Here is a 20,103-nt window from a genome sequence, read left to right on the forward strand (position 1 = left end):
GTGTTGCTCACTTGTCGGGCTGCTCGCCGTTGGCGGCCTGCACGCTCGACCAGAGGGTGTCGTACCAGGAAGCGGGGGTGACCGGCGCCGACGGGGCCGCGGCCGAACCGGCGTCCCGGGCGGCGCCCGCCGGGTCGGAGAGCACCACCAGCAGCGTCTCGCCCGGGGGCCCCATGAAGAACCGCTCCCTGGCCTGGATCTTGATGTATTCCGGGTCCTGCCACTTGGCCGCCCGCTCGGAGAGCTCCTCGATCGCCTCCCGCTGGGCGGCCTGGGCGGCCTCCATCCGTTCGATGTCGGCCTGCTGGTCCAGGTAGACGCGCACCGGGTAGGTGTAGGCCAGGGCGAGCGCGATCAGCACCGCGAAGAGCACGGTGGCCCGCCCGGTGAGGCCCCGGGAGCGGGGTGCGGAGAGCCGCTTGACGGTGCCGGCGGCCGTACGACGGGCCGCGGCGGGCCGGCTCGCGGAGCGTACGCCCTCCGCGCCCCGGGCCGCCCCCGGCGCGCGACCGGCCGTGGCCCGCGGCTCGGCGCGGACACCGCCCTCGCGGACCGACGTCCGGGCGCCCCGGGCCCCGCCCGGCCGGCCGGTGTGACCCGGCCGGCGGGCGGGGCGCTGACCGCCCGGTGTGCGGCGCTGCTGCATCGTCACACCCCTCCCCCGAGGCCTCGCGCGTCTCAGGCGGAACGGTAGCGCGGGAAGGCGCCCGCACCGGCGTACCGCGCCGCGTCGGCCAGCTCCTCCTCGATCCGCAGGAGCTGGTTGTACTTCGCGACCCGGTCCGAGCGGGCCGGGGCGCCGGTCTTGATCTGGCCGCAGCCCGTGGCCACCGCCAGGTCGGCGATGGTGGTGTCCTCGGTCTCGCCGGAGCGGTGGCTCATCATGCACTTGAAGCCGGCCCGGTGGGCCAGGTCCACCGCGTCCAGGGTCTCGGTCAGCGAGCCGATCTGGTTGACCTTGACCAGGACCGCGTTGGCGGCCTTCTCGGCGATGCCGCGGGCGATGCGCTGCGGGTTGGTGACGAACAGGTCGTCGCCGACGATCTGGATGCGGTCGCCGAGCGAGGCGGTCAGCGTCTGCCAGCCGGTCCAGTCGTCCTCGGCCAGCGGGTCCTCGATCGACACGATCGGGTAGTCGCCGGCGAGCTTGGTGTAGTAGTTGCTCATCTCCTCGGCGGTCTTCGCGGTGCCCTCGAAGGTGTAGGTGCCGTTGTCGAAGAACTCCGTGGCGGCCACGTCGAGCGCGAAGACGATGTCGGTGCCGAGCCGGTAGCCGGCCTTCTCCACCGCCTCGGCGATCAGGTCCAGGGCGGCGGCGTTGGTGGGCAGGTTCGGCGCGAAGCCGCCCTCGTCGCCGAGGCCGGTGGAGAGCTCCTTCTTCTTCAGCACCGACTTCAGCGCGTGGTAGACCTCCGCGCCGGAGCGCAGCGCCTCACGGAAGCTGGGCGCGCCGATCGGCGCGATCATGAACTCCTGGATGTCGACGTTCGAGTCCGCGTGCGCGCCGCCGTTGAGGATGTTCATCATCGGCACGGGCAGCAGGTGCGCGTTCGGACCGCCCAGGTAGCGGAAGAGGCTCAGCTCGGCGCTGCCGGCCGCCGCCTTGGCCACCGCCAGGGAGACCCCGAGGATGGCGTTCGCGCCCAGCTCGGACTTGCTGTCCGTGCCGTCGATGTCGAGCATCTTCTGGTCGATCAGCCGCTGCTCGCTGGCCTCGTAGCCGATCAGCTCGTCGACGATCTTGTCCTCGATGTTCGAGACCGCCTTCTCGACACCCTTGCCCTGGTAGCGGTCGGCGTCACCGTCGCGCAGTTCGATCGCCTCGAAGGCGCCCGTGGAGGCGCCGGAGGGCACCGCCGCCCGGGCGATCGTGCCGTCGTCGAGCCCGACCTCGACCTCGACGGTCGGGTTGCCCCGCGAGTCCAGAATCTCCCGCGCGACGATTCCCTCGATGGTTGCCACTGAGTCGCTCCTCGTTTGTGTGTTCCGGTCCGGTATGGGCCGCGACGGTGCGGCTGAGGCAGTTGTTGAACGCAGCGTATCGGGCGGCGCTCGGACGCGGGCGGTCCGGGCGCTCGCCGGCCCGATCCGAAACCTGCCTCCGGGCAGTGCTTTACACGGACATTCCCGGATTCTCGTGCCTCAACCGGCAACGGGTTTGCGCGCGGTTGACCCGATCGGCGAGGCTGGTCGCCATGCCCGCCGCCTCGACCACCCTCCGCATGCTCGCCGTGTCGGTCATCGCGTCGCTCACGGTGACCGGTTGCCAGACCCTCGACGACGCCGGCCGGGCGATCGGGCGGTCCGACCTGGTGAACGACCTGGCCGCCCGGCTCGACCGGGCCCTGGAGCTGACCTACTCCGCCGACTACCAGCTCCCCGGCGGGCAGACCGCCACCATCGCCCAGGCCCAGGACCCGGCCCGCTCCGCGTACACCTGGCCCGGCGGCAAGCTCACCGTCACCCCGGATGCGACGACCCGCTGCGAGACCGGTGCCGGCCGCGCGACCTGCACCCTGGAGGCACCGCCCGCGCCCAACGCGAAGCCCACGGTGACCATGTTCACCGAGGCCAAGCAGCGAGGGCTGTTGACGCCGCCGGTCGTCGTGGGGCTGCTCACCACCGCCGCGCTGGACCCGGAGGCGGTGATCGAGCAGAGCGACACCACCCTCGCCGGCCACCACGCCACCTGCGTCGACGTGACGCAGTCGGGCGGGGACTTCACCGCCTGCGTGACCACCGACGGGGTGCTGGGCAGCTTCACCGGCCGGGTCGACGGCCGCCAGGTCGAGCTGGCGCTGAGCCGCTACCGCGAGACGGTCGACGGCGCCGTGTTCGACCTGCCGCCCGACGCCGGCGTCGTGGACCGCCGCCCGGTCAGCTCGTGACCGACCCCGCCACCACGGCGGTGCCGGTGGAGCCCGCCCTCTCTCACACGCCCAGCAGGGTGCGCAGGTGGCGCGGGGGCGGGCAGTCGTGTGCGAGCATCGCGTCGTGCCACTCGCGCACCGACACGCCGGCCGGGCGGGCGGCGGCGATCGCGGCCACCTCGCTGTAGCCGACGAAGTACGTCGAGAGCTGCGTCGAGGTGAGCAGCGCGCGCCGCCACTTGCCGGCCGCCTCCCCCTCCTCCTGGAAGCCCCGCCCGGTCATCAGCGCCATCGCCTCGGCCTCCGGCAGCTCCTCGCAGTGCACGAGCTGGTCCAGCAGCGCGTTGATGGTCATCCGGAGCTGCATCTTGAGCTGCTGCAACCGCACCGGCAGGCCGCCGAAGCCGAGGCCCGCCATCAGCTCCTCCGTGTAGACCGCCCAGCCCTCGATGAAGGGGCCCGACTCGGTCAGCGCGCGTACGCGGGTGGGGCCGACGTGCCGGCGGGCGTGGGCGAGCTGGAGGAAGTGCCCCGGCATCGCCTCGTGCACCGTCAGGTTGCGGATCATGTGGTCGTTGTACTCCCGGTAGAACGACTCGACCCGGTGCGCGGGCCAGTCCGCCGGGGTGGGCGCGATGCAGTAGAAGGTCGGCACGTCCGCCGTCTCCAGCGGGCCGGGCGAGTCGCAGTAGGCGACCGCCACGCCCCGGGCGAACTGGGGCATCTCCTGGATCACGCACGGGTCGTCGACCAGGGTGACCAGGTCGTGGGCGCGCACGAAGTCGGTCGCCTCGTCCAGGGTGACCGAGGCGAGGTCCACGATGGTGTGGTCGTCCGGGTGCTCGGCGGCCAGCAGGTCCAGCGCCCGGCGTACCGTCTCGTCGTCGGCCGGGCCGCCGACCAGCTCGACGGCCGCCGCGCGGATCTCCTCGCCGACCCGGTCCAGGTTGGCCCAGGCCCGGCGCTGGATCTCGGCGGCGCCCAGCTCGGTGTCGAGGGTGTGCCACAGCCGCGCCTCCCAGCGGCGGCGGCCCAGCCGCGGGTCCCGCCCGGGGCCGGCGTCGGCGGCCAGGCCCTGACGCAGCCACGCGACGAACTCCTCCAGCGCCGCGATCGCCGCCGTAGCCGCCGGCTCGACCCGGTCGTAGAGGGCGGGGGCCTGCGCGAGCAGCGCCGGCACCTCGTCGCGGATCAGCGCCGCCGCGCCGGTGAACTGCCCGACCGCCGTCTCGGCGTGGATGCGCGGCATGTCGCGCAGCGTCGCGCGCGCGGTCGCCAGCGCGTCCGGTACGGCGGCGAGCCGACCGGCCAGGCTGGTCAGCCGCACGTCCGCCGGGGCGTACGGGCGGGCGAGCAGCGCGTGCAGCAGCGGCCCGGGGTTGTGCCGCAGCGGGTCCCACTCGTGTGCGCGGATGTCGCCGGACTCGAACAGCTCCCGGTCCACGAACGAGGTGAGCAGCGCGTGGTCGACGCGCTCCTCGACGTCCAGGGCGTCCGGGTCCAGCTCGGCGAGCGCGTCCGCGGCCTCCTTGAGCATGGTCCGGTCGGCCGCGACCGCCCCGGCGGAGAGGTCCGGCAGTCGGTCGTCGTACCGGTGGTCGCCGGTGGAGGTCGCGAGCCCGGGCCGGCTCTGGAGCAACGCGTCGACGATCCGCTCCGCGAGCGGCACAAACGATTCCACCCGCCGACCCTACCGGGTCGGCTCAGGCCTTTTCGGCGGCGCGGACCGCGTCCGCGTAGGCCAGGGCGGCGCGGCGCAGGGCCGCCTCCGGGTCCAGGCCCGCCTCGCGGGCCGCCGCGACCGTGGCGAGCAGGCCCGCGCCGAGCCGCGCCTCCGGGTCCACCTGGGAGTCCGCGAGGGGCGGTGGTACGGCGAGGCCGACCCGCCCGGCGCGCTCCAGGATCTTGGCGGCCAGGGCGAGTGCGGGCTGGCTCAGCGCGATGCCGTCGAGCACCGAGTCACGCGCCTTCTCGGCCCGCTTGATCCGCTCCCAGCTCGCCTCGATCTCCTCCAGGGTGCCCGCCGCCGCGTCGGCGAAGACGTGCGGGTTGCGCCGGACCATCTTGTCGACCAGCCCGCCGGCCACGTCGTCGACGGTCCACCGCTGCCCCTCGGGCAGCTCCTCGGCGAGGCGGGCGTGCAGCACCACCTGGAGCAGCACGTCGCCCAGCTCCTCGCGCAGCGCGTCGGTGTCCCCGGCGCTGATCGCGTCGTACGCCTCGTAGCACTCCTCCAGCAGGAAGCCGGCGAGGCTGCGGTGGGTCTGCGCGCGCTTCCAGGGGTCGCCGCCCGGGGAGGCCAGCCGGTCCATCACCGCCACCGCGTCGAGCAGCCGGGCGCCCGGCGGGTCCCAGGAGCCGTACATCAGCTCCAGCTCGGCCAGGACGGGCTCGCGGGCCAGCCGCAGGCCCAGCTCGCGGGCCAGCGACTCGTCGCCGGCCGGGCCGGCCAGCCACACCGCGACGCCGTGCGTCGCCGCCGCGTCGAGCAACGCCTGCGTCGCCCGGCCGTCGACCACCGTGACCTCGGCGCCCGCCGCGCGGACCGCCGTCGTCAGCTCGCTCTCCGCCCCCGCCAGCACCGGATGCCGGCGTACGACGTCCCAGGCGGCGGCGGTCAGCAGCCCGGCCGGCAGCCGGGGCGAGGTGACGAGCAGGACGATCCGGGCGGACATGCTCAGCTGTCGGTCCCGCCGGCCGCCTGCGGCCCGGCGGTGGGCAGCGGATCCGGGGTGGAGACGTCGGTGACCGCGTCGGAGCCGGCCTCGCCCAGCGGCACGCTCACGGCCGGCGCGTTGCCGGAGAAGCTCAGCACCGGGAACTCCAGCGGGCGGTAGCGGGGGTTGACCGTCACGTCGTACGCGGCGACCGCCTCGGCCAGCGACTTGCGGGTGGCCAGCGCGCCGCGCAGCTGCTCGCCGTCGAGCTGGCGGGCGGCAGCCTCGTCGGGCACGTCGGCCGGGATGGCGCCCGCCTTGCGGCCCGCCGCCACCACGTCCTTCAGGTCCTGCGCGGTCGGCTCGGCCGGCGCACCGGTCGGCACCCCCGACAGGCAGTTGTAGAGCTCGGCGGACTGGCGCACGTAGCCGGTGTCGGGCGACAGGCCCATCTGCTGGGCGAGCTGCTCCGCCGCGACCTGCCCGCGCGGCTGGTAGTTCTTGTCCGCGGAGAGCCGCTCGCAGACCTCGGAGAGCACCAGCATGCTGACGATCTGGCCGCGGTCGGGCAGCTGCGGCACCTGCGCCGGGGGTTGCCCCTCGGGCGCCGCGGGCTGCCCCGTCGGCGTCGGGTTCTTCGCCCGCAGGTCGTCCACGACCCCGGTGACGGCATCCTCGGTGATCCGCAGGTCACCGACGTAGGCGGCGACACCGGGCTCGGCACGGCAACCGGAGAGGGCGACGAGGCCGAGCGCCACGCTGGCGACGGCGACAAGACGGCGAGCACGCATGTCGGTCACTCTCTCATGCCGCCCGGGGCCCCCGTGACACCGCCCACCGGTCTCCCCGCGCGTCCGTCCCGTGCCGGCCCGGGTCCCCGCCCCCTGGTCGCTCGCCGGCTGCCGGCCGGCCATCGTCGATCGCCGCTCACCGGGCGGAGGCTCCCGCCACCGCCGGCTCCCCCAGCACGTCCTTCAGCAGCTGGGCGCACCACTCCAGCAGGGCCTGGTCGCGCAGCGGCTCGCCGCCCACCCGCCGGGTGCTCGGCCGGGGCACGCTGACCTGGTCGAGGGCCTGCTTGTAGACCGAGTCCGGGTGGTAGCGCTTGAGCCGCAGCTGCTTCGAGTCGGGCAGCGGCAACGGGCCGAACCGGATGTGCTTGCCCTGCATGGAGACGTCGGTCAGGCCGTACCGGCGGGCCAGCAGCCGGAACCGGGCCACGGCGACGAGGTTCTGCACCGGCGCGGGCGGCTCGCCGTAGCGGTCCGTCATCTCGGCGACCACCTCGCGCAGTCGCTCCTCGTCGCGGGCCTCGGCGAGCTTGCGGTACATCTCCAGGCGCAGCCGCTCCACGGCGACGTAGTCGTGCGGCAGGTGGGCGTCGACCGGCAGGTCGACCTTGACCTCGGTCTCCTCCTCCGGGCGCTCGCCCTTGAACGCGGAGACCGCCTCGCCGACCATCCGCACGTACAGGTCGAAGCCGACACCCTCGATGTGCCCGGACTGCTCGCCGCCGAGCAGGTTGCCGGCGCCCCGGATCTCCAGGTCCTTCATCGCCACGTACATGCCGGCGCCCAGCTCGGTGTGCTGGGCGATGGTCGCCAGCCGCTCGTGGGCGTGCTCGGTGAGCGGCTTCTCCGGCGGGTAGAGGAAGTACGCGTACGCCCGCTCCCGGCCCCGGCCGACCCGGCCGCGGATCTGGTGCAGCTGGGCCAGGCCGAGCAGGTCGGCCCGCTCCACGATCAGGGTGTTGGCGTTGGGGATGTCGATGCCGGACTCCACGATCGTGGTGCAGACCAGCACGTCGAACTCCTTCTCCCAGAAGCCGACCATGACCTTCTCCAGGGCCTCCTCGCCCATCTGGCCGTGCGCCACCGCGACCCGCGCCTCGGGCACCAGCTCGCGCAGCTTCCGGGCCGTCTTCTCGATCGACTCGACCCGGTTGTGCAGGTAGAAGACCTGCCCGTCGCGGAGCAGCTCCCGGTGGATGGAGGCGGCCACCTGCCGCTCGTCGTACGCCCCGACGAAGGTCAGCACCGGGTGCCGCTCCTCCGGCGGGGTGGCGATGGTGGACATCTCCCGGATGCCGGTGATCGCCATCTCCAGGGTGCGCGGGATCGGGGTGGCCGACATGCTGAGCACGTCGACCGAGGCGCGCATCGTCTTCAGGTGCTCCTTGTGCTCGACGCCGAAGCGCTGCTCCTCGTCGACGATGACCAGGCCGAGCGACTTGAACCGGGTGGCCGCCTGGAGCAGCCGGTGGGTGCCGATGACGATGTCGGCGGTGCCCGCGGCGGCCATCTCCAGGGTCCGCTCGGCCTCCTTGGGCGTCTGGAAGCGGGAGAGCTGCTTGATGGTCACCGGGAACTGGCTCATCCGCTCGGCAAACGTGTTGTAGTGCTGCTGCACCAGCAGCGTGGTGGGGACCAGCACCGCCACCTGCTTGCCGTCCTGCACCGCCTTGAACGCCGCCCGGACCGCGATCTCCGTCTTGCCGTAGCCGACGTCGCCGCAGATCAGCCGGTCCATCGGGACGGTCTGCTCCATGTCCCGCTTGACCTCCTCGATGGCGGCGAGCTGATCCGGCGTCTCCTGCCACGGGAAGGCGTCCTCCAGCTCCCGCTGCCACGGCGTGTCGGGGCCGAAGTTGTGCCCCTTCGACGCCTTACGGGCCGCGTAGAGCTGGATGAGCTGGGCGGCGATCTCCTTGACCGCCTTGCGGGCCCGGGCCTTGGACTTCTGCCAGTCCGAGCCGCCCATCTTGTGCAGGGTGGGCTGCTCCCCGCCGACGTAGCGGGAGAGCTGGTCGAGCTGGTCGGTGGGGACGAAGAGCCGGTCGCCGGGCTGGCCGCGCTTGCTCGGGGCGTACTCGATGACCAGGTATTCCCGCGAGGCGCCGTTGACGGTGCGCTGCACCAGCTCGACGTAGCGGCCGATGCCGTGCTGCTCGTGCACGACGTGGTCGCCGGCCTTGAGCTCCAGGGGATCGATGGTGTTGCGCCGCCGGCTCGGCATCTTGCGCATGTCGCGGGTGGAGGTGCCCCGCCCGCCGGTGACGTCGTTGCCGGTGAGCAGCACGAACCGGGACGCCTCGTCGACGAAGCCGCCGGTCAGGCTGCCGCAGGCGACCAGCACCTCGCCGGGGGCGGGTGCGGCCGGGATCTCCTCGGTCAGCCGCGCGCCGAGGCCGGCGTCGCGGAGCACCTCGACCGCCCGCTGGGCGGGACCGTGCCCCTCGAAGACCAGCGCGACCGACCAGCCCTCGCCGGTCCAGCGCTTGAGGTCGTCGACCACCCGGGCGGTCTCGCCGTGGTAGAGCGGGGCCGGCTGCGCGGAGAGGGTCACGGCGATCGCGTCGTCGGGGGTGACGTCGTACGCCTCCGGCCCGTCCTCCCAGGGCTGCCGGGCCGGGGCGGCGTCCGCCTCGACCAGGCCGAACGGCGACAGCGTCCACCAGGGCTGGCGCAGCTTCGCCGCGACGGCGCGTACGTCGGCCAAGGTCCGGAAGGCGGCGGCGCCGAGGTCGACCGGGGCCTGGCCACCGACGGCGGCCGCGGCCCAGCTCGCCTGGAGGAACTCGTCGGAGGTACGCACCAGGTCGTGCGCCCGGGTGCGGATGCGCTCCGGGTCGCAGAGGAGCACGTGGGTGCCGGCCGGCATGGCGTCCAGCAGCAGCTCCATCGAGTCGGCGCCGATGAGCGCCGGGGCGAGGGACTCCATGCCCTCCACCGGGATGCCCTCGGCCAGCTTGTCGAGGATCTCGGCCAGCTCCGGGTGCTCCTCGGCGAGGGCGGCGGCCCGCTTGCGCACCGACGGGGTGAGCAGCAGCTCCCGGCAGGGCGGCGCCCACAGCTGCGGCACCTGCTCGATGGTGCGCTGGTCGGCGACGGCGAAGGTGCGGATCTCCTCCACCTCGTCGCCCCAGAACTCGACCCGCGACGGGTGCTCGTCGGTGGGCGGAAAGATGTCGAGGATGCCGCCGCGCACGGCGAACTCGCCCCGCTTGGTGACCAGGTCGACCCGCGCGTACGCCATGTCGATGAGCCGGCGGGCGACCTCCTCCAGGTCGGCTTCCTGCCCGGCGGCGAGCTGCACCGGCTCCAGGTCGCCGAGCCCCTTGAGCTGCGGTTGCAGCAACGACCGGACGGGCGCCACGACCACCCGCAGCGGCCCGGTGCGGCCGTGCGCGTCCGCCGACCCGGGGTGCGCCAGGCGGCGCAGCACGGCCAGCCGCCGGCCGACCGTGTCGGAACGGGGCGACAGGCGCTCGTGGGGCAGCGTCTCCCAGGACGGGAAGACCGTCACCTGCTCGGGCGGGAGCAGGCCGCCCAGCGCGGCGGCCAGGTCGTCGGCCTCGCGGGTGGTGGCCGTCACGGCGAGCACCGGACGACCCGCGCCGCCGCCCGGCCCGCCGTCGCCGGCCTGGTCGGCCGCGACGGCGGCGACCGCGAACGGGCGCAGCGCGGGCGGCGCGGTGATGTCGAGGCCGTCGACCTGCGCGGCACCGGAGCGCGCCAGGTCACGTGCCCGGGCCAGCCCCGGGTCGGCCAGGGCGGCGGAGAACAGACCGGTGAGCATGTGATCACTTCCAGCGGACGACACGACGATCACCCCTCGTCCGGTCGGACGGGGGGTCCACCGGTCGACACTATCTCTCCGGTCGGACGAACCACCCCCGCGTAGGTTGGTTCCTCGACAATCCGCGTTGGGCCACCCGAGGGGAGAACGGATGCCTGAGGGAAACGGCAGCGACCCGCGCCGGAAGACCACGCCCGGCCGGTGGCGGGTGCTGGGTCACCCGGACGGGATCCTGATCTACGAGGTGCGCTGCATCGTCGAGAGCCACGGCTGGACCGAACCCGCCGTCGAGAGGTTCTACAACCTCATCCTCGGGCGGTCGGGGGCGTACCGGCGGCGGCTCAACGGTCGTACGACGTTCTCGGACGCCACCTCGGTGCTGCTCACCCGGCCGGGCGACGAGATGTCCGTGTCCCACCCGCTGGGCTGCGGCGACTCGTACACCTGCGTGCAGGTCGATCCGGCGGTGCTGGCCGAGCGCCCGGACGGGGCCCGCTGGTTGGAGACCGCCGGCTGGGAGGGCACCTCCGACGCGGCGCTCGACCTGGCGCACCGGATGCTCATCGCGGAGTTCCGTCGGGGGCTGGACCGCTTCGAGATGGCGGAGCGGCTGCACCGCTTCCTCGACGGGGTGCTCAGCCTCGCCGACGCCCGTACCGAACCGCCGGAGGCGGACCTGGCCCGCGCGGTCGGCCGGCGGCCCGCCACCCAGGCCGCCCACCGTCGCCTGGCCGACCGGGCGCGTGAGGTGCTCACCGCCGGCGACTTCTCGCTCGGCCTCGACGAGGTGGCCCGGGAGGTGGGCGCCTCTCCGCACCACCTGAGCCGGGTGTTCCACCGGGTCACCGGCAGCAGCCTCACCGCCTACCGGAACCGGCTGCGGGTCCGGGCGGTGCTGGACACCCTCGCCGAGGCGGACGGACGGCCGCTGCGCGCCGTGGCGGCGGAGCACGGCTTCGCCGACCAGGCCCACCTCACCCGGGTCGTCCGGGACCACCTCGGCCACCCCCCGGCCCACCTGCGCCGTCTCCTCACCCGCACCCGGCCGACCTGACCCACCCGCCCCTCGGTGCCGCCCCTCGGTGCCCCGGGCCGGGGCGGGTCGTCGGGTTGGATCGATCGGGGTGGGGCGGGGAGTGCTAGGGCCGGAATCGTCGAGCCGGGGTGAAACGAGCATCGATGTTCAAGACCCCGGCCCGCCCGGCGGCCGAAGATGGGATTCGTCAGCCGGGATCGAGCCGCCGGATCGGCGGTCGCGGGGTGCGCGGACCTGTTCGGGGAGGCCCGCAGCTCCATCCGGCTGCGACCTCGGCGACGGCGAAACGCCGTCGCTGCCCACCGGCGGTGCCGTGCACCCCCCTGTACGGCACTCCGGTGGGCGCGGGGCAGCCCGATCGAAGGATCTTGACTGGCACGGCCGGTCGTGATCGGCTGCGCTGATGGGCAACCAGTGGCGGGCACAGTTCGACGCGGAGGTCACCTTCGCCAACGGCGGCGGGCTGCGGACGGACGGGTTCCGCCTGGACATCCCCGGCCGCGACATCACCGACGACGAGCTGGCGGCGCTGTTCGTCCGGCACCTCGGGCTGCTGATGGTGGCCGAGGTGCGGATCACCGGCCGGACGATCGTCGAGGAGCCGCACAAGGGCGGCCGGGGCGTGGCCGCCGGGGCCGGCGCGGATGGCAGTTCCCGGCGACGCCTGATCGAGCTGAGCCACGTGGTCGCCGACGGCATGACGACCCTGCCGGGCTGGCCGGCACCGCGGATCACCGAGTGGCTGACGCGGGAGGCGTCGCGGGCCAACTACGCCCCCGGCACCGAGTTCCAGGTGGGGCGGATCGACATGATCGCCAACACGGGCACGTACCTGGACACGCCCGCCCACCGCTTCGCCGGGGGCGCCGACCTCGCCGCCACCCCGCTGGACCGCCTCGCCGACCTGCCCGCCGTCGTGGTCCGGGTGCCGGCCGGCACCCGCGCGGTGGACCGGCTGTTGCTGGCCCCGTACGACGTCGTCGGGCACGCGGTGCTGCTGCACACGGGTTGGTCGACGCACTTCGGCACCGACCGGTACGGCGCGCCGGAGGCGCCCTACCTCACCGGGGACGGCGCCCGGGCCCTGGTCGACGCGGGCGCCGCCCTGGTCGGCATCGACTCGATCAACATCGACGACATGAGCCCGGCGGCGGCTGGCGAGCGGCCGGCGCACAGCACCCTGCTGGCCGCCGGCGTCCCGATCGTGGAGCACCTGACCGGGCTCGACGCGCTGCCCCCGACCGGCTTCCGGTTCACGGCCGCCCCGCCGATGGTCGCCGGCATGGGCACCTTCCCGGTACGGGCGTTCGCGGTCGTCGACCCCACCTGACCTGCCGTACCACGGCCGCCTCCCGCCAACCTGCGGCGCCGCCCGGCCCGACCGCCCACCCGTCGGCCCAGGGCGCCGGCGGCCAGGCCGCCGGGCTCCCGCAGCCAGCGGTCGGGCTCCGGGGCCGGGCTTCGTGGCGCCGCTGGTCCACTTCAGCCGGGCGTCGGGTCGTGCCAGGCCCACACGTCCGCAGCCGGCGGCCGTGCTCCGGCAGCCAGCGGTCGGGGCACGCGTGGCGGTGTTGAGCGGCAAGGCCCCACAACACCCCGGAATCGACCTTCAGGTCAGCGCCCGAGCGGGCCGTGACCGCAAGCTGCCGCAATGCCACGGGCACCGCACGTTCCCAGAGAGTTGGCGTTCCTCCCGTTCTCCGGCAGTCGGGCCGTCGCCGCCGGCCTGGTCACCTGGCGGATGCTCCGTGGGCCGTCCTGGCGCCGGCTGCTGCCCGGCATCTACGTCCACGTCGCCGGTTACCGGGAGAACGACCACCGGATGTGGTGCGACGCCGTCGCCCTGACCCTGCCGGCGGGGGCCGCCATCAGCGGTCTCAGCGCGGCATTCCTGTGGGGCGTGGACCTCCTGCCACGCGCGAGCCCCGTCTTCGTCACGCTTCCGGGGGCGGCCCGCCGACGCTCCACTCAACGTGTGTCGGTCGACCAGAGGTCCCTCTCCGCCCGGGAGATCACCCGGTTCGCCGGCTTGCCGGTCACCACCAGCGTCCGCACGGCCTTCGACCTCGGGCGGCAGCTGCCCCGGACGGACGCGCTGGTGGCGGTGGACGCGCTGCTGCATCGGCGGGTGGTCAACCTCCCCGCGTTGGGCGGCTACCTGGACACGCACAACGGCTGGCCCGGCACCGCCCAACTGCGCGAGGTGCTGACGCTGGCCGAGCCGCTGAGCGAGTCCCCGATGGAGACCCGGCTCCGGCTCCTCCTGCACGACGCCGGGCTGCCGCTCCTGACCGCACAGCACGACGTGCATGGCGCCCACGCGCAGCGAGGACGGATCTTCCTCGGCCGCGTCGACCTTGCCTACCCCCGGTGGCAGATCGCCATCGAGTACGAGGGTGACCACCACCGGGAGCGCACCCACTTCCAGCGCGATGTAGCTCGGCTCAACGCCCTGCGTGCGGCGGGCTGGTTGGTGCTGCGCTTCACGGCGGACGACGTACTGCGGCACCCCGCCCGAATTGTCCGCCTGGTCACTGCCGCAATCCACGAACGCCACAACTGATCACGCCCCTGCCGACGGTGATCAGGACGTCATGGACCCTGAAACGGCCGGGTTACGTCCATGGCGTCCTGATCACCGGGGGCCCGCGCGAGGGCGGCGCGGCGGGGCGCCTGCGGGCAAGGGCGGGGGCACGCCCGCGTGTCACCGGCGCCGGCGCAAGCGGCGCCCGGGCGGGAAGGTGCGAAGGTGCGAAGGCGGGAAGGCAGGGCGCTCGGGTGGGAGGGGTGGCGCGCACCGCCGCCCCCGCCGCCAGGTCGTCAGTAGCGGACCGAGATGCGGCGCTCGACGGCGTCGATCCGGATCTCGCCGCCGTACGGGACGATCAGCTGCGGGTCGGTGTGGCCGAGGTCGACGTCGAAGACCACCACGGCGTCGGGGCGGTAGGTGGCGAGTGCCCGGGTGACCGCCTCCCGCTGCGCGTCCGCCCAGTCCCGCCGCTCGTCGGGGGTGTGCGGTCGTTCGAAGTCCCACGCCTTCGGCCGGCCGACGAGGACCGCCGGGAAGCCGGCGAGCAGTCCCCGCTCCCCCATGTTGCGCAGGATCCGGAACACCTCGGTGGCCGGGGGCAGTTCCTCGGAGGTCTCGACCATCAGCACCGACCCGGCCAGGTCCCCGGCCGGGGGAACCCGGTCGGCGGCGAGCAGCCAGTGCAGGATCTCCAGGTTGCCGCCCCAGGTGCGCCCCTCGACCACCGTCGACGGCCCCTGCCAGCGCCAGCCCTCGCCCGGGAGCATCTCCGGCTCGTCGGCCAGCGTCGCCGGGTCCCGCCAGTCGTTCGGCCGGTCGCCCCACTCCGGCGCGGGCGTGAGGTCGTACCAGCCGGAGGTGAAGAGGGCCGCCCGCAGCGAGTCGAAGGTCAGCGGGTGCGGGCTGCCCGACCGGCCGAGGTGCACCAGCACCGACCCGCCGTGGTACGACACGACGCCCAGCCGGTACAGGTGGTTGAGGACGTTGGTGTTGTCGGAGTAGCCGAAGTACGGCTTCGGGTTGGCCCGCAGCACGTCGTCGTCCAGGTGCGGGGTGACCGTGATCAGGTCGTCCCCGCCCACCGTGGCGAGCACTGCCGTGATCGTCGGGTCGGCGAAGGCGGCGGTCAGGTCCCGGGCCCGGTCGCGCGGGTCGGCGCCGAGTACCCGGGTCGTCGGGTACTCCACCGGCTCCAGGCCGAACTCCTCGCGCAGCCGGCGCAGCCCCAGCTCGTACACGTGGGGGAAGAGGGCCGGCAGGCCGGCGGAGGGCGAGACGACCGCGACCCGGTCTCCCGGTCGGGGCTTGGGGGGATAGCTCGGCGACGTCATGACCGGACGCTACCGACCGGCGGAACCGGTTTTCCCAATGACCGGCCCGCCGACCACCTGGCCCGCCGGCCCATCGCCCGCCGGCCCCGGGCCGCGAAACGGCACTCACCGGGCACGCGCCGACCTAGGCTGACGGCGTGGATCAGGAGATACGCGACAGGCTGCCGCGTACCGCCGCGCTGCTGCTCGGCACCCTGGTGCTCGCCACGGCGTTCATCACCGCGTACGTCGGTGCGCTGCACCGGCCGACGCCGCGCGACGTGCCGGTGGGGGTGGTGCGCGGCGACCAGAAGGCGCAGGCCCTCCTCGGCGCCGTGCGGAACCAGACCGACACCCTCGAAGCAGTCGGGTACGACGACCCGGCGGCCGCCGACGACGGCCTGCTCACCCGCCAGGTGTACGGGGTGCTCACCGCCACGGCCGAGGGCGGACTGGTCCTGACCACCGCCAGCGCCGCCGCGCCGGCCGCGACCGACGTCGTCGTCGAGGTGCTCGGCACCGCCGCCCGGCAGGCGGAGATGCCGTTGCGCGTGACCGACGAGGTCCCGGTGGCGTCGACCGACCCGCGCGGGCTCGTGCCGTTCTACCTGGCCGTCGGGTACGTGCTGGGCGGGTACCTCGCCGCCACCGTGCTCGGCCTGGGTAACGGCACGGCCCCACGCAGCCTGCGCCGCGCCGGGCTGCGGATCGCCGCGCTCGCCGCGTACAGCCTGGTGCTCGGGGTCGTCGGCGCGGTCGTGGTCGGGCCCGTCCTGGACGTGTGGGACCACGACCTGGTCGGTATCGCCGCGAGCGGGGCGCTGGCCGTCCTCGCGGCGGCGATGATCGCCTCGGCGGTGCAGGGCTGGCTGGGGCTGTTCGGCACCGGGCTGGTGATCCTGCTGCTGGTCGTGCTCGGCAACCCCGGTTCCGGCGGCATCTACGCCCCCGAGTTCCTTCCCACCTGGCTGCGCGGCATGCACCGGTGGAACGTGCCGGGGCTCGCCACCGACCTGCTGAAGTCCGTCGTCTACTTCGACCGTCGGTCGACGGGCTGGCCGGTCGCCGGGCTCACCATCTGGACGGCGCTGGGCGTGGCGGGTGTGCTCAGCGCCACGCTGTTCCACGCCCGCCGCCGGGCCGCCCGCCGCACCGCACCCGCCCCCGCCAGCGAAGACGTGCCCGGCGCCGGCTGATACGCGAGGAGGGGCCACCTGCCGTGCCCCGGGCGATTGCAAGGGTCCCCCTCCTTCCCGGCGGGGGACGCGGATACGATCCAGGGAGTCGGACAGCGCTGTCCTTCGTACTCGCGTAAGGAGCGCATCGTGACCGACCAGCACGACCACGACGGCCCCGACGCCGCCCTGCGGGCCGACATCCGCCGCCTCGGCACCCTGCTCGGGCAGACCCTCGCCCGCCAGGAGGGTCGGCCGCTGCTCGACCTCGTCGAGGAGATCCGCGCCCAGGTGCGGTCCGACGCGCCCACCGCCGCGCAGCGCCTCGCCGGCCTGGACGTCACCACCGGCACCAAGCTGGCCCGCGCCTTCTCCACCTACTTCCACCTCGCCAACATCACCGAGCAGGTGCACCGGGCCCGGGAGCTGCGGCGCCGCCGGGCGGTGCAGGGCGGCTGGCTGGACCAGGCGGCCAAGATGATCGCCGAGCGTGGGGTGCCGGCCGAGGAGATCGCCGCGGCGGCCCGGCGGCTGGCGGTACGGCCCGTCTTCACCGCCCACCCGACCGAGGCGGCCCGCCGGTCGATCCTGTCCAAGCTGCGCGCCATCGCCGACGAGCTGGACACCGAGACCGCGAACGCGATCCTCTACGGCGCCAGCGACGAGGGCCCCGCCAACCGCCGCCTCGCGGAACTGCTCGACCTGATGTGGCAGACCGACGAGCTGCGGCTGGACCGGCCGGATCCGACCGACGAGGCCCGCAACGCCATCTACTACCTGCGCGACCTGTACGCCGAGGCCGCCCCGCAGGTCCTCGACGACCTCGCCGACACGCTGCGCACCCTCGGCGTGGAGACCTCCCCGACCGCCCGGCCGTTGTCCTTCGGCACCTGGATCGGCGGCGACCGCGACGGCAACCCGTTCGTCACCCCCGCGGTGACCCGCGAGGTGCTGACGATCCAGCACGAGCACGGCATCGCGGCCACCGAGAAGGCGATGGACCACCTGATCGACGAGGTGTCGGTGTCCCGACGGCTGCGCGGGGTGTCGCTCGACCTCTCCGCCAGCCTCGCCGCCGACCTGGACGCGCTGCCCGAGGTGGCGGCCCGGTTCCGCCGGGTCAACGCCGAGGAGCCGTACCGGCTCAAGGCCCGCTGCGTGAAGGCGAAGCTGGCCAACACCCGGCAGCGGCTGCGCCAGGGCACCGCGCACGTGCCCGGGCGGGACTACCGCGGCTCCGCCGAGCTGGTCGCCGACCTGGAGCTGCTGCGCGCCTCGCTGGCCCGCAACGCCGGCCAGCTCACCGCCGTGGGCCGGCTCGCCTCCACCATCCGTACGGTCTCCGCGTTCGGGCTGCACCTGGCGACCATGGACGTCCGGGAGCACGCCGAGGCGCACCACGCGGTGCTCGCCCAGCTCTACGCGGCCGTCGGCGAGGTCTCCGACTACCCGTCGCTGAGCCGGCTGGAGCGGACGAAGCTGCTCGCCGACGAGCTGACCGGTCGCCGGCCGCTCTCCACGCTGGACACCCCGCTGACCGAGGCGACCCGCAAGACGTTCGACGTGTTCGGCACCATCCGCGAGGCGCAGGACCGGTTCGGCAACGAGGTCATCGAGTCGTACATCGTGTCGATGACGCTCGGGGTGGACGACGTGCTCGCCGCGGTGGTGCTGGCCCGCGAGGCCGGCCTGATCGACGTGCACAGCGGCCGGTCCCGGATCGGCTTCGTGCCGCTGCTGGAGACCCCGGCCGAGCTGAACACGGGCGGCGAACTGCTCGACGAGCTGCTCTCGCTGCCGGCGTACCGGGCCCTGGTGGCGGCGCGGGGCGACGTGCAGGAGGTGATGCTGGGCTACTCCGACTCCAACAAGGAGGCCGGCATCACCACCAGCCAGTGGTCCATCCACCGGGCCCAGCGCGCGCTGCGCGACGTCGCGGCCCGACACGGCGTGCACCTGCGGCTCTTCCACGGTCGCGGCGGCACCGTGGGTCGCGGCGGCGGGCCCACGCACGAGGCGATCCTGGCCCAGCCGTACGGCACCCTGGACGGCGCGATCAAGGTCACCGAGCAGGGCGAGGTCATCTCCGACAAGTACTCCCTGCCGTCGCTGGCGCGGGAGAACCTGGAGCTGACGCTGGCCGCGGTGCTCCAGGCCACCCTGCTGCACACCGCGCCCCGGCAGCCCGCCGAGATGCTGGAACGCTGGGACGCCACGATGGAGCTGGTCTCCGACTCGGCCTTCCGGTCGTACCGGTCGCTGGTCGAGGATCCGGACCTGCCCGCGTACTTCTGGGCGTCGACGCCGACGGAGCTGCTCGGCGCGCTGAACATCGGCTCCCGGCCGGCGAAGCGGCCGAACACCGGGGCCGGACTCGCCGGGCTGCGCGCCATCCCGTGGGTGTTCGGCTGGACCCAGACCCGGCAGATCGTGCCCGGCTGGTTCGGGGTCGGCTCCGGCCTGGCCGCGGCCCGCGAGGCGGGACTGGATGACGTGCTGGCCGAGATGCACCGCAACTGGCACTTCTTCCGCACGTTCCTGTCGAACGTCGAGATGATGCTCACCAAGACCGACCTGAGCATCGCCCGCCGCTACGTCGAGACGCTGGTGCCGAAGAAGCTGCACCCGATCTTCCACCAGATCGAGCAGGAGTACGAGCTGACCAAGCGGGAGGTGCTGGCGGTGACCTCCTCGCCGGCCCTGCTGGAGAACTCGCCGGTGCTCCAGCGCACCCTGGCCGTCCGCGACACGTACCTGGAGCCGCTGCACCACCTCCAGGTGGCGCTGCTGCGCCAGTACCGGGAGTCCGGGGCGGCGGGCCGGGCGGTGGCCACCGCGCCGGGCGGCCGGCGGGCGCCGAGCGACGGTACGGCGCTGGAGCGGGCGCTGCTGACCACGGTCAACGGCATCGCCGCCGGCATGCGCAACACGGGCTGAGGGATACGTAAGGGCCCCTTCCCGACGCTTCCTGCACGGGAAGGGGCCCTTACGGACACCACCGGCGAACCCGGCCGGCGCGGTCGTCGACGTCGGCCCTACCAGTCACCGCCGCCGAAATCGCCACCGCCGAAATCTCCGCCACCGAAGCCGCCACCGCCGAAGCCGCCCATGTCACCGCCCCCGGCGTCGCCGCCGGCCTCACCGCCCTGCTCGCCGTAGCCGGTGGCGTCTCCGAAGCCCTCCTGGTAGCCGGCCTCGTAGCCGTACCCGGGATCGCCGAAGCCGGGCGAGAAGAGCGCGTCGGCGATCAGCACGCCGCCGAGGACACCCGCGCCGGCGCCCAGCGCGGTCTTCCACCACGGGGTGGAGTACCAGCCCGCCGGCACCGGCCGGCCCTGGTAGCGCCCGCCCGGGTAGTAGTAGGGGGTGTCGCGGCCGGGCTGCGGGCCGGCCTTGAAGGTCTGCCCCTGCACGTCGACCTGACGCTCCCGGGTGAGCTGCCCGGCGCCCTGCGCGGCGGCCAGCGGGGGCAGCTCGGGGCCGGGGTCGATGCCGAGCGCCACCCGGGCCGCCCGGGCGTAGGTCAGCCCCTCCAGCGCGGTCTCCCGGGCCAGGCGGTACTGCTCGACGCTGCGGGCCTGCTCCAGCTGGCTGCCGGCCGCGTTGTAACGCTCCCCGGCGTCGACGAGCGCCTGGCGCACGGCCGGGTGGTCGCCGTGCAGGTTCATCACCTGACCGCCGAGCCGCTCGTACCAGCGCTGGGCGTCGGCCCGCGCGTCTTCGAGGCGCCGGGCCTCCCGGGCGGCGCTCTCCCGGCGCCACCAGACGACCGCACCCACCAGCAGCACCACGAGGATGAGCAGCGGCAGATATCTCATGTCTGCGACGTTACCCAGGCCAGGCCAGCGTCACGCCTCCGATGGACGCAGCCCGGCGGCGGCGATCGGAGGGCCGGGCCGGGTGGCGCAGGACCGCGGCGGCCCGGGCGGGACCGGCGGGACCCGGGG

14 protein-coding genes are annotated in these 20,103 nt (G+C 74.1%); 6 read left to right on the forward strand and 8 right to left on the reverse strand.

Going from position 1 to position 20,103, the window contains the following annotated elements; all coding sequences use genetic code 11:
• Window positions 1-7 precede the first annotated feature (7 nt).
• Window positions 8-646 carry a septum formation initiator family protein gene (locus AB0883_RS09355; protein ID WP_366640776.1) on the reverse strand — a complete coding sequence of 213 codons (639 nt, stop codon included), beginning with the start codon at window positions 644-646 and terminating at the stop codon, window positions 8-10.
• A gap of 32 nt (window positions 647-678) precedes the next feature.
• Window positions 679-1,962 carry a phosphopyruvate hydratase gene (eno, locus tag AB0883_RS09360; protein ID WP_366640777.1) on the reverse strand — a complete coding sequence of 428 codons (1,284 nt, stop codon included), beginning with the start codon at window positions 1,960-1,962 and terminating at the stop codon, window positions 679-681.
• A gap of 233 nt (window positions 1,963-2,195) precedes the next feature.
• On the opposite strand from eno, the gene AB0883_RS09365 reads away from it, so the two are divergent.
• A complete protein-coding gene (locus AB0883_RS09365; protein ID WP_366640778.1) occupies window positions 2,196-2,888 on the forward strand; it encodes a hypothetical protein in 693 nt (230 codons plus the stop codon).
• A 43-nt stretch (window positions 2,889-2,931) separates the two neighbouring features.
• On the opposite strand, the gene AB0883_RS09370 is transcribed toward AB0883_RS09365, so the two are convergent.
• The 4 genes from AB0883_RS09370 to mfd form a co-directional block, all read right to left on the reverse strand.
• Window positions 2,932-4,551, reverse strand: a complete 1,620-nt coding sequence (locus AB0883_RS09370) for a DUF885 domain-containing protein (protein ID WP_366640779.1) — start codon at window positions 4,549-4,551, stop codon at window positions 2,932-2,934.
• Between the two features lie 22 nt (window positions 4,552-4,573).
• Window positions 4,574-5,545 (reverse strand): nucleoside triphosphate pyrophosphohydrolase, encoded by a 972-nt coding sequence (locus AB0883_RS09375; RefSeq protein ID WP_366640780.1) that lies wholly within the window; start codon window positions 5,543-5,545, stop codon window positions 4,574-4,576.
• A gap of 2 nt (window positions 5,546-5,547) precedes the next feature.
• Complete coding sequence (locus AB0883_RS09380; protein WP_366640781.1) at window positions 5,548-6,318, reverse strand: hypothetical protein; 771 nt, start codon at window positions 6,316-6,318, stop codon at window positions 5,548-5,550.
• 136 nt (window positions 6,319-6,454) lie between these two features.
• Window positions 6,455-10,105 (reverse strand): transcription-repair coupling factor, encoded by a 3,651-nt coding sequence (gene mfd / locus AB0883_RS09385; RefSeq protein ID WP_366640782.1) that lies wholly within the window; start codon window positions 10,103-10,105, stop codon window positions 6,455-6,457.
• Window positions 10,106-10,256: 151 nt separating this feature from the next.
• On the opposite strand from mfd, the gene AB0883_RS09390 reads away from it, so the two are divergent.
• The 3 genes from AB0883_RS09390 (at window position 10,257) to AB0883_RS09400 (ending at window position 13,704) form a co-directional block, all read left to right on the forward strand.
• Window positions 10,257-11,159 carry an AraC family transcriptional regulator gene (locus AB0883_RS09390; protein ID WP_366640783.1) on the forward strand — a complete coding sequence of 301 codons (903 nt, stop codon included), beginning with the start codon at window positions 10,257-10,259 and terminating at the stop codon, window positions 11,157-11,159.
• 385 nt (window positions 11,160-11,544) lie between these two features.
• Window positions 11,545-12,471: a cyclase family protein gene (locus AB0883_RS09395; RefSeq protein WP_366640784.1), complete on the forward strand. Its 927-nt coding sequence runs from the start codon at window positions 11,545-11,547 to the stop codon at window positions 12,469-12,471.
• 321 nt (window positions 12,472-12,792) lie between these two features.
• The gene (locus AB0883_RS09400) at window positions 12,793-13,704 is read left to right on the forward strand and encodes a DUF559 domain-containing protein (RefSeq protein ID WP_366640785.1); all 912 of its coding nucleotides are present in this window, start codon (window positions 12,793-12,795) and stop codon (window positions 13,702-13,704) included.
• Window positions 13,705-13,961: 257 nt separating this feature from the next.
• Here AB0883_RS09400 and AB0883_RS09405 read toward each other — a convergent pair whose 3' ends face one another.
• Window positions 13,962-15,002: a S66 peptidase family protein gene (locus AB0883_RS09405; protein ID WP_366640786.1), complete on the reverse strand. Its 1,041-nt coding sequence runs from the start codon at window positions 15,000-15,002 to the stop codon at window positions 13,962-13,964.
• A gap of 137 nt (window positions 15,003-15,139) precedes the next feature.
• On the opposite strand from AB0883_RS09405, the gene AB0883_RS09410 reads away from it, so the two are divergent.
• Together AB0883_RS09410 and ppc are read left to right on the forward strand one after the other, a co-directional pair.
• Window positions 15,140-16,177 (forward strand): hypothetical protein, encoded by a 1,038-nt coding sequence (locus AB0883_RS09410; RefSeq protein WP_366640787.1) that lies wholly within the window; start codon window positions 15,140-15,142, stop codon window positions 16,175-16,177.
• 129 nt (window positions 16,178-16,306) lie between these two features.
• Window positions 16,307-19,093 (forward strand): phosphoenolpyruvate carboxylase, encoded by a 2,787-nt coding sequence (gene ppc / locus AB0883_RS09415; protein WP_366640788.1) that lies wholly within the window; start codon window positions 16,307-16,309, stop codon window positions 19,091-19,093.
• Between the two features lie 98 nt (window positions 19,094-19,191).
• Here the strand turns inward: ppc and AB0883_RS09420 are convergent, their stop codons facing one another.
• The gene (locus tag AB0883_RS09420) at window positions 19,192-19,974 is read right to left on the reverse strand and encodes a hypothetical protein (RefSeq protein WP_366640789.1); all 783 of its coding nucleotides are present in this window, start codon (window positions 19,972-19,974) and stop codon (window positions 19,192-19,194) included.
• Window positions 19,975-20,103 lie beyond the last annotated feature (129 nt).

It is taken from the genome of Micromonospora sp. NPDC047812 (genome assembly GCF_040704175.1).
In the GTDB taxonomy this organism is placed as follows: Bacteria; Actinomycetota; Actinomycetes; order Mycobacteriales; family Micromonosporaceae; genus Micromonospora.

Excerpts from the sequence above, each read along its gene's own strand:
- AB0883_RS09380 (WP_366640781.1), bottom strand. The coding sequence starts at position 6,318 with ATGCGTGCTCGCCGTCTTGTCGCCGTCGCCAGCGTGGCGCTCGGCCTC.
- AB0883_RS09405 (WP_366640786.1), bottom strand. The coding sequence starts at position 15,002 with ATGACGTCGCCGAGCTATCCCCCCAAGCCCCGACCGGGAGACCGGGTC.
- mfd (WP_366640782.1), bottom strand. The coding sequence starts at position 10,105 with ATGCTCACCGGTCTGTTCTCCGCCGCCCTGGCCGACCCGGGGCTGGCC.
- AB0883_RS09390 (WP_366640783.1), top strand. The coding sequence starts at position 10,257 with ATGCCTGAGGGAAACGGCAGCGACCCGCGCCGGAAGACCACGCCCGGC.
- AB0883_RS09400 (WP_366640785.1), top strand. The coding sequence starts at position 12,793 with ATGCCACGGGCACCGCACGTTCCCAGAGAGTTGGCGTTCCTCCCGTTC.
- AB0883_RS09420 (WP_366640789.1), bottom strand. The coding sequence starts at position 19,974 with ATGAGATATCTGCCGCTGCTCATCCTCGTGGTGCTGCTGGTGGGTGCG.
- AB0883_RS09355 (WP_366640776.1), bottom strand. The coding sequence starts at position 646 with ATGCAGCAGCGCCGCACACCGGGCGGTCAGCGCCCCGCCCGCCGGCCG.
- AB0883_RS09375 (WP_366640780.1), bottom strand. The coding sequence starts at position 5,545 with ATGTCCGCCCGGATCGTCCTGCTCGTCACCTCGCCCCGGCTGCCGGCC.
- AB0883_RS09395 (WP_366640784.1), top strand. The coding sequence starts at position 11,545 with ATGGGCAACCAGTGGCGGGCACAGTTCGACGCGGAGGTCACCTTCGCC.
- AB0883_RS09365 (WP_366640778.1), top strand. The coding sequence starts at position 2,196 with ATGCCCGCCGCCTCGACCACCCTCCGCATGCTCGCCGTGTCGGTCATC.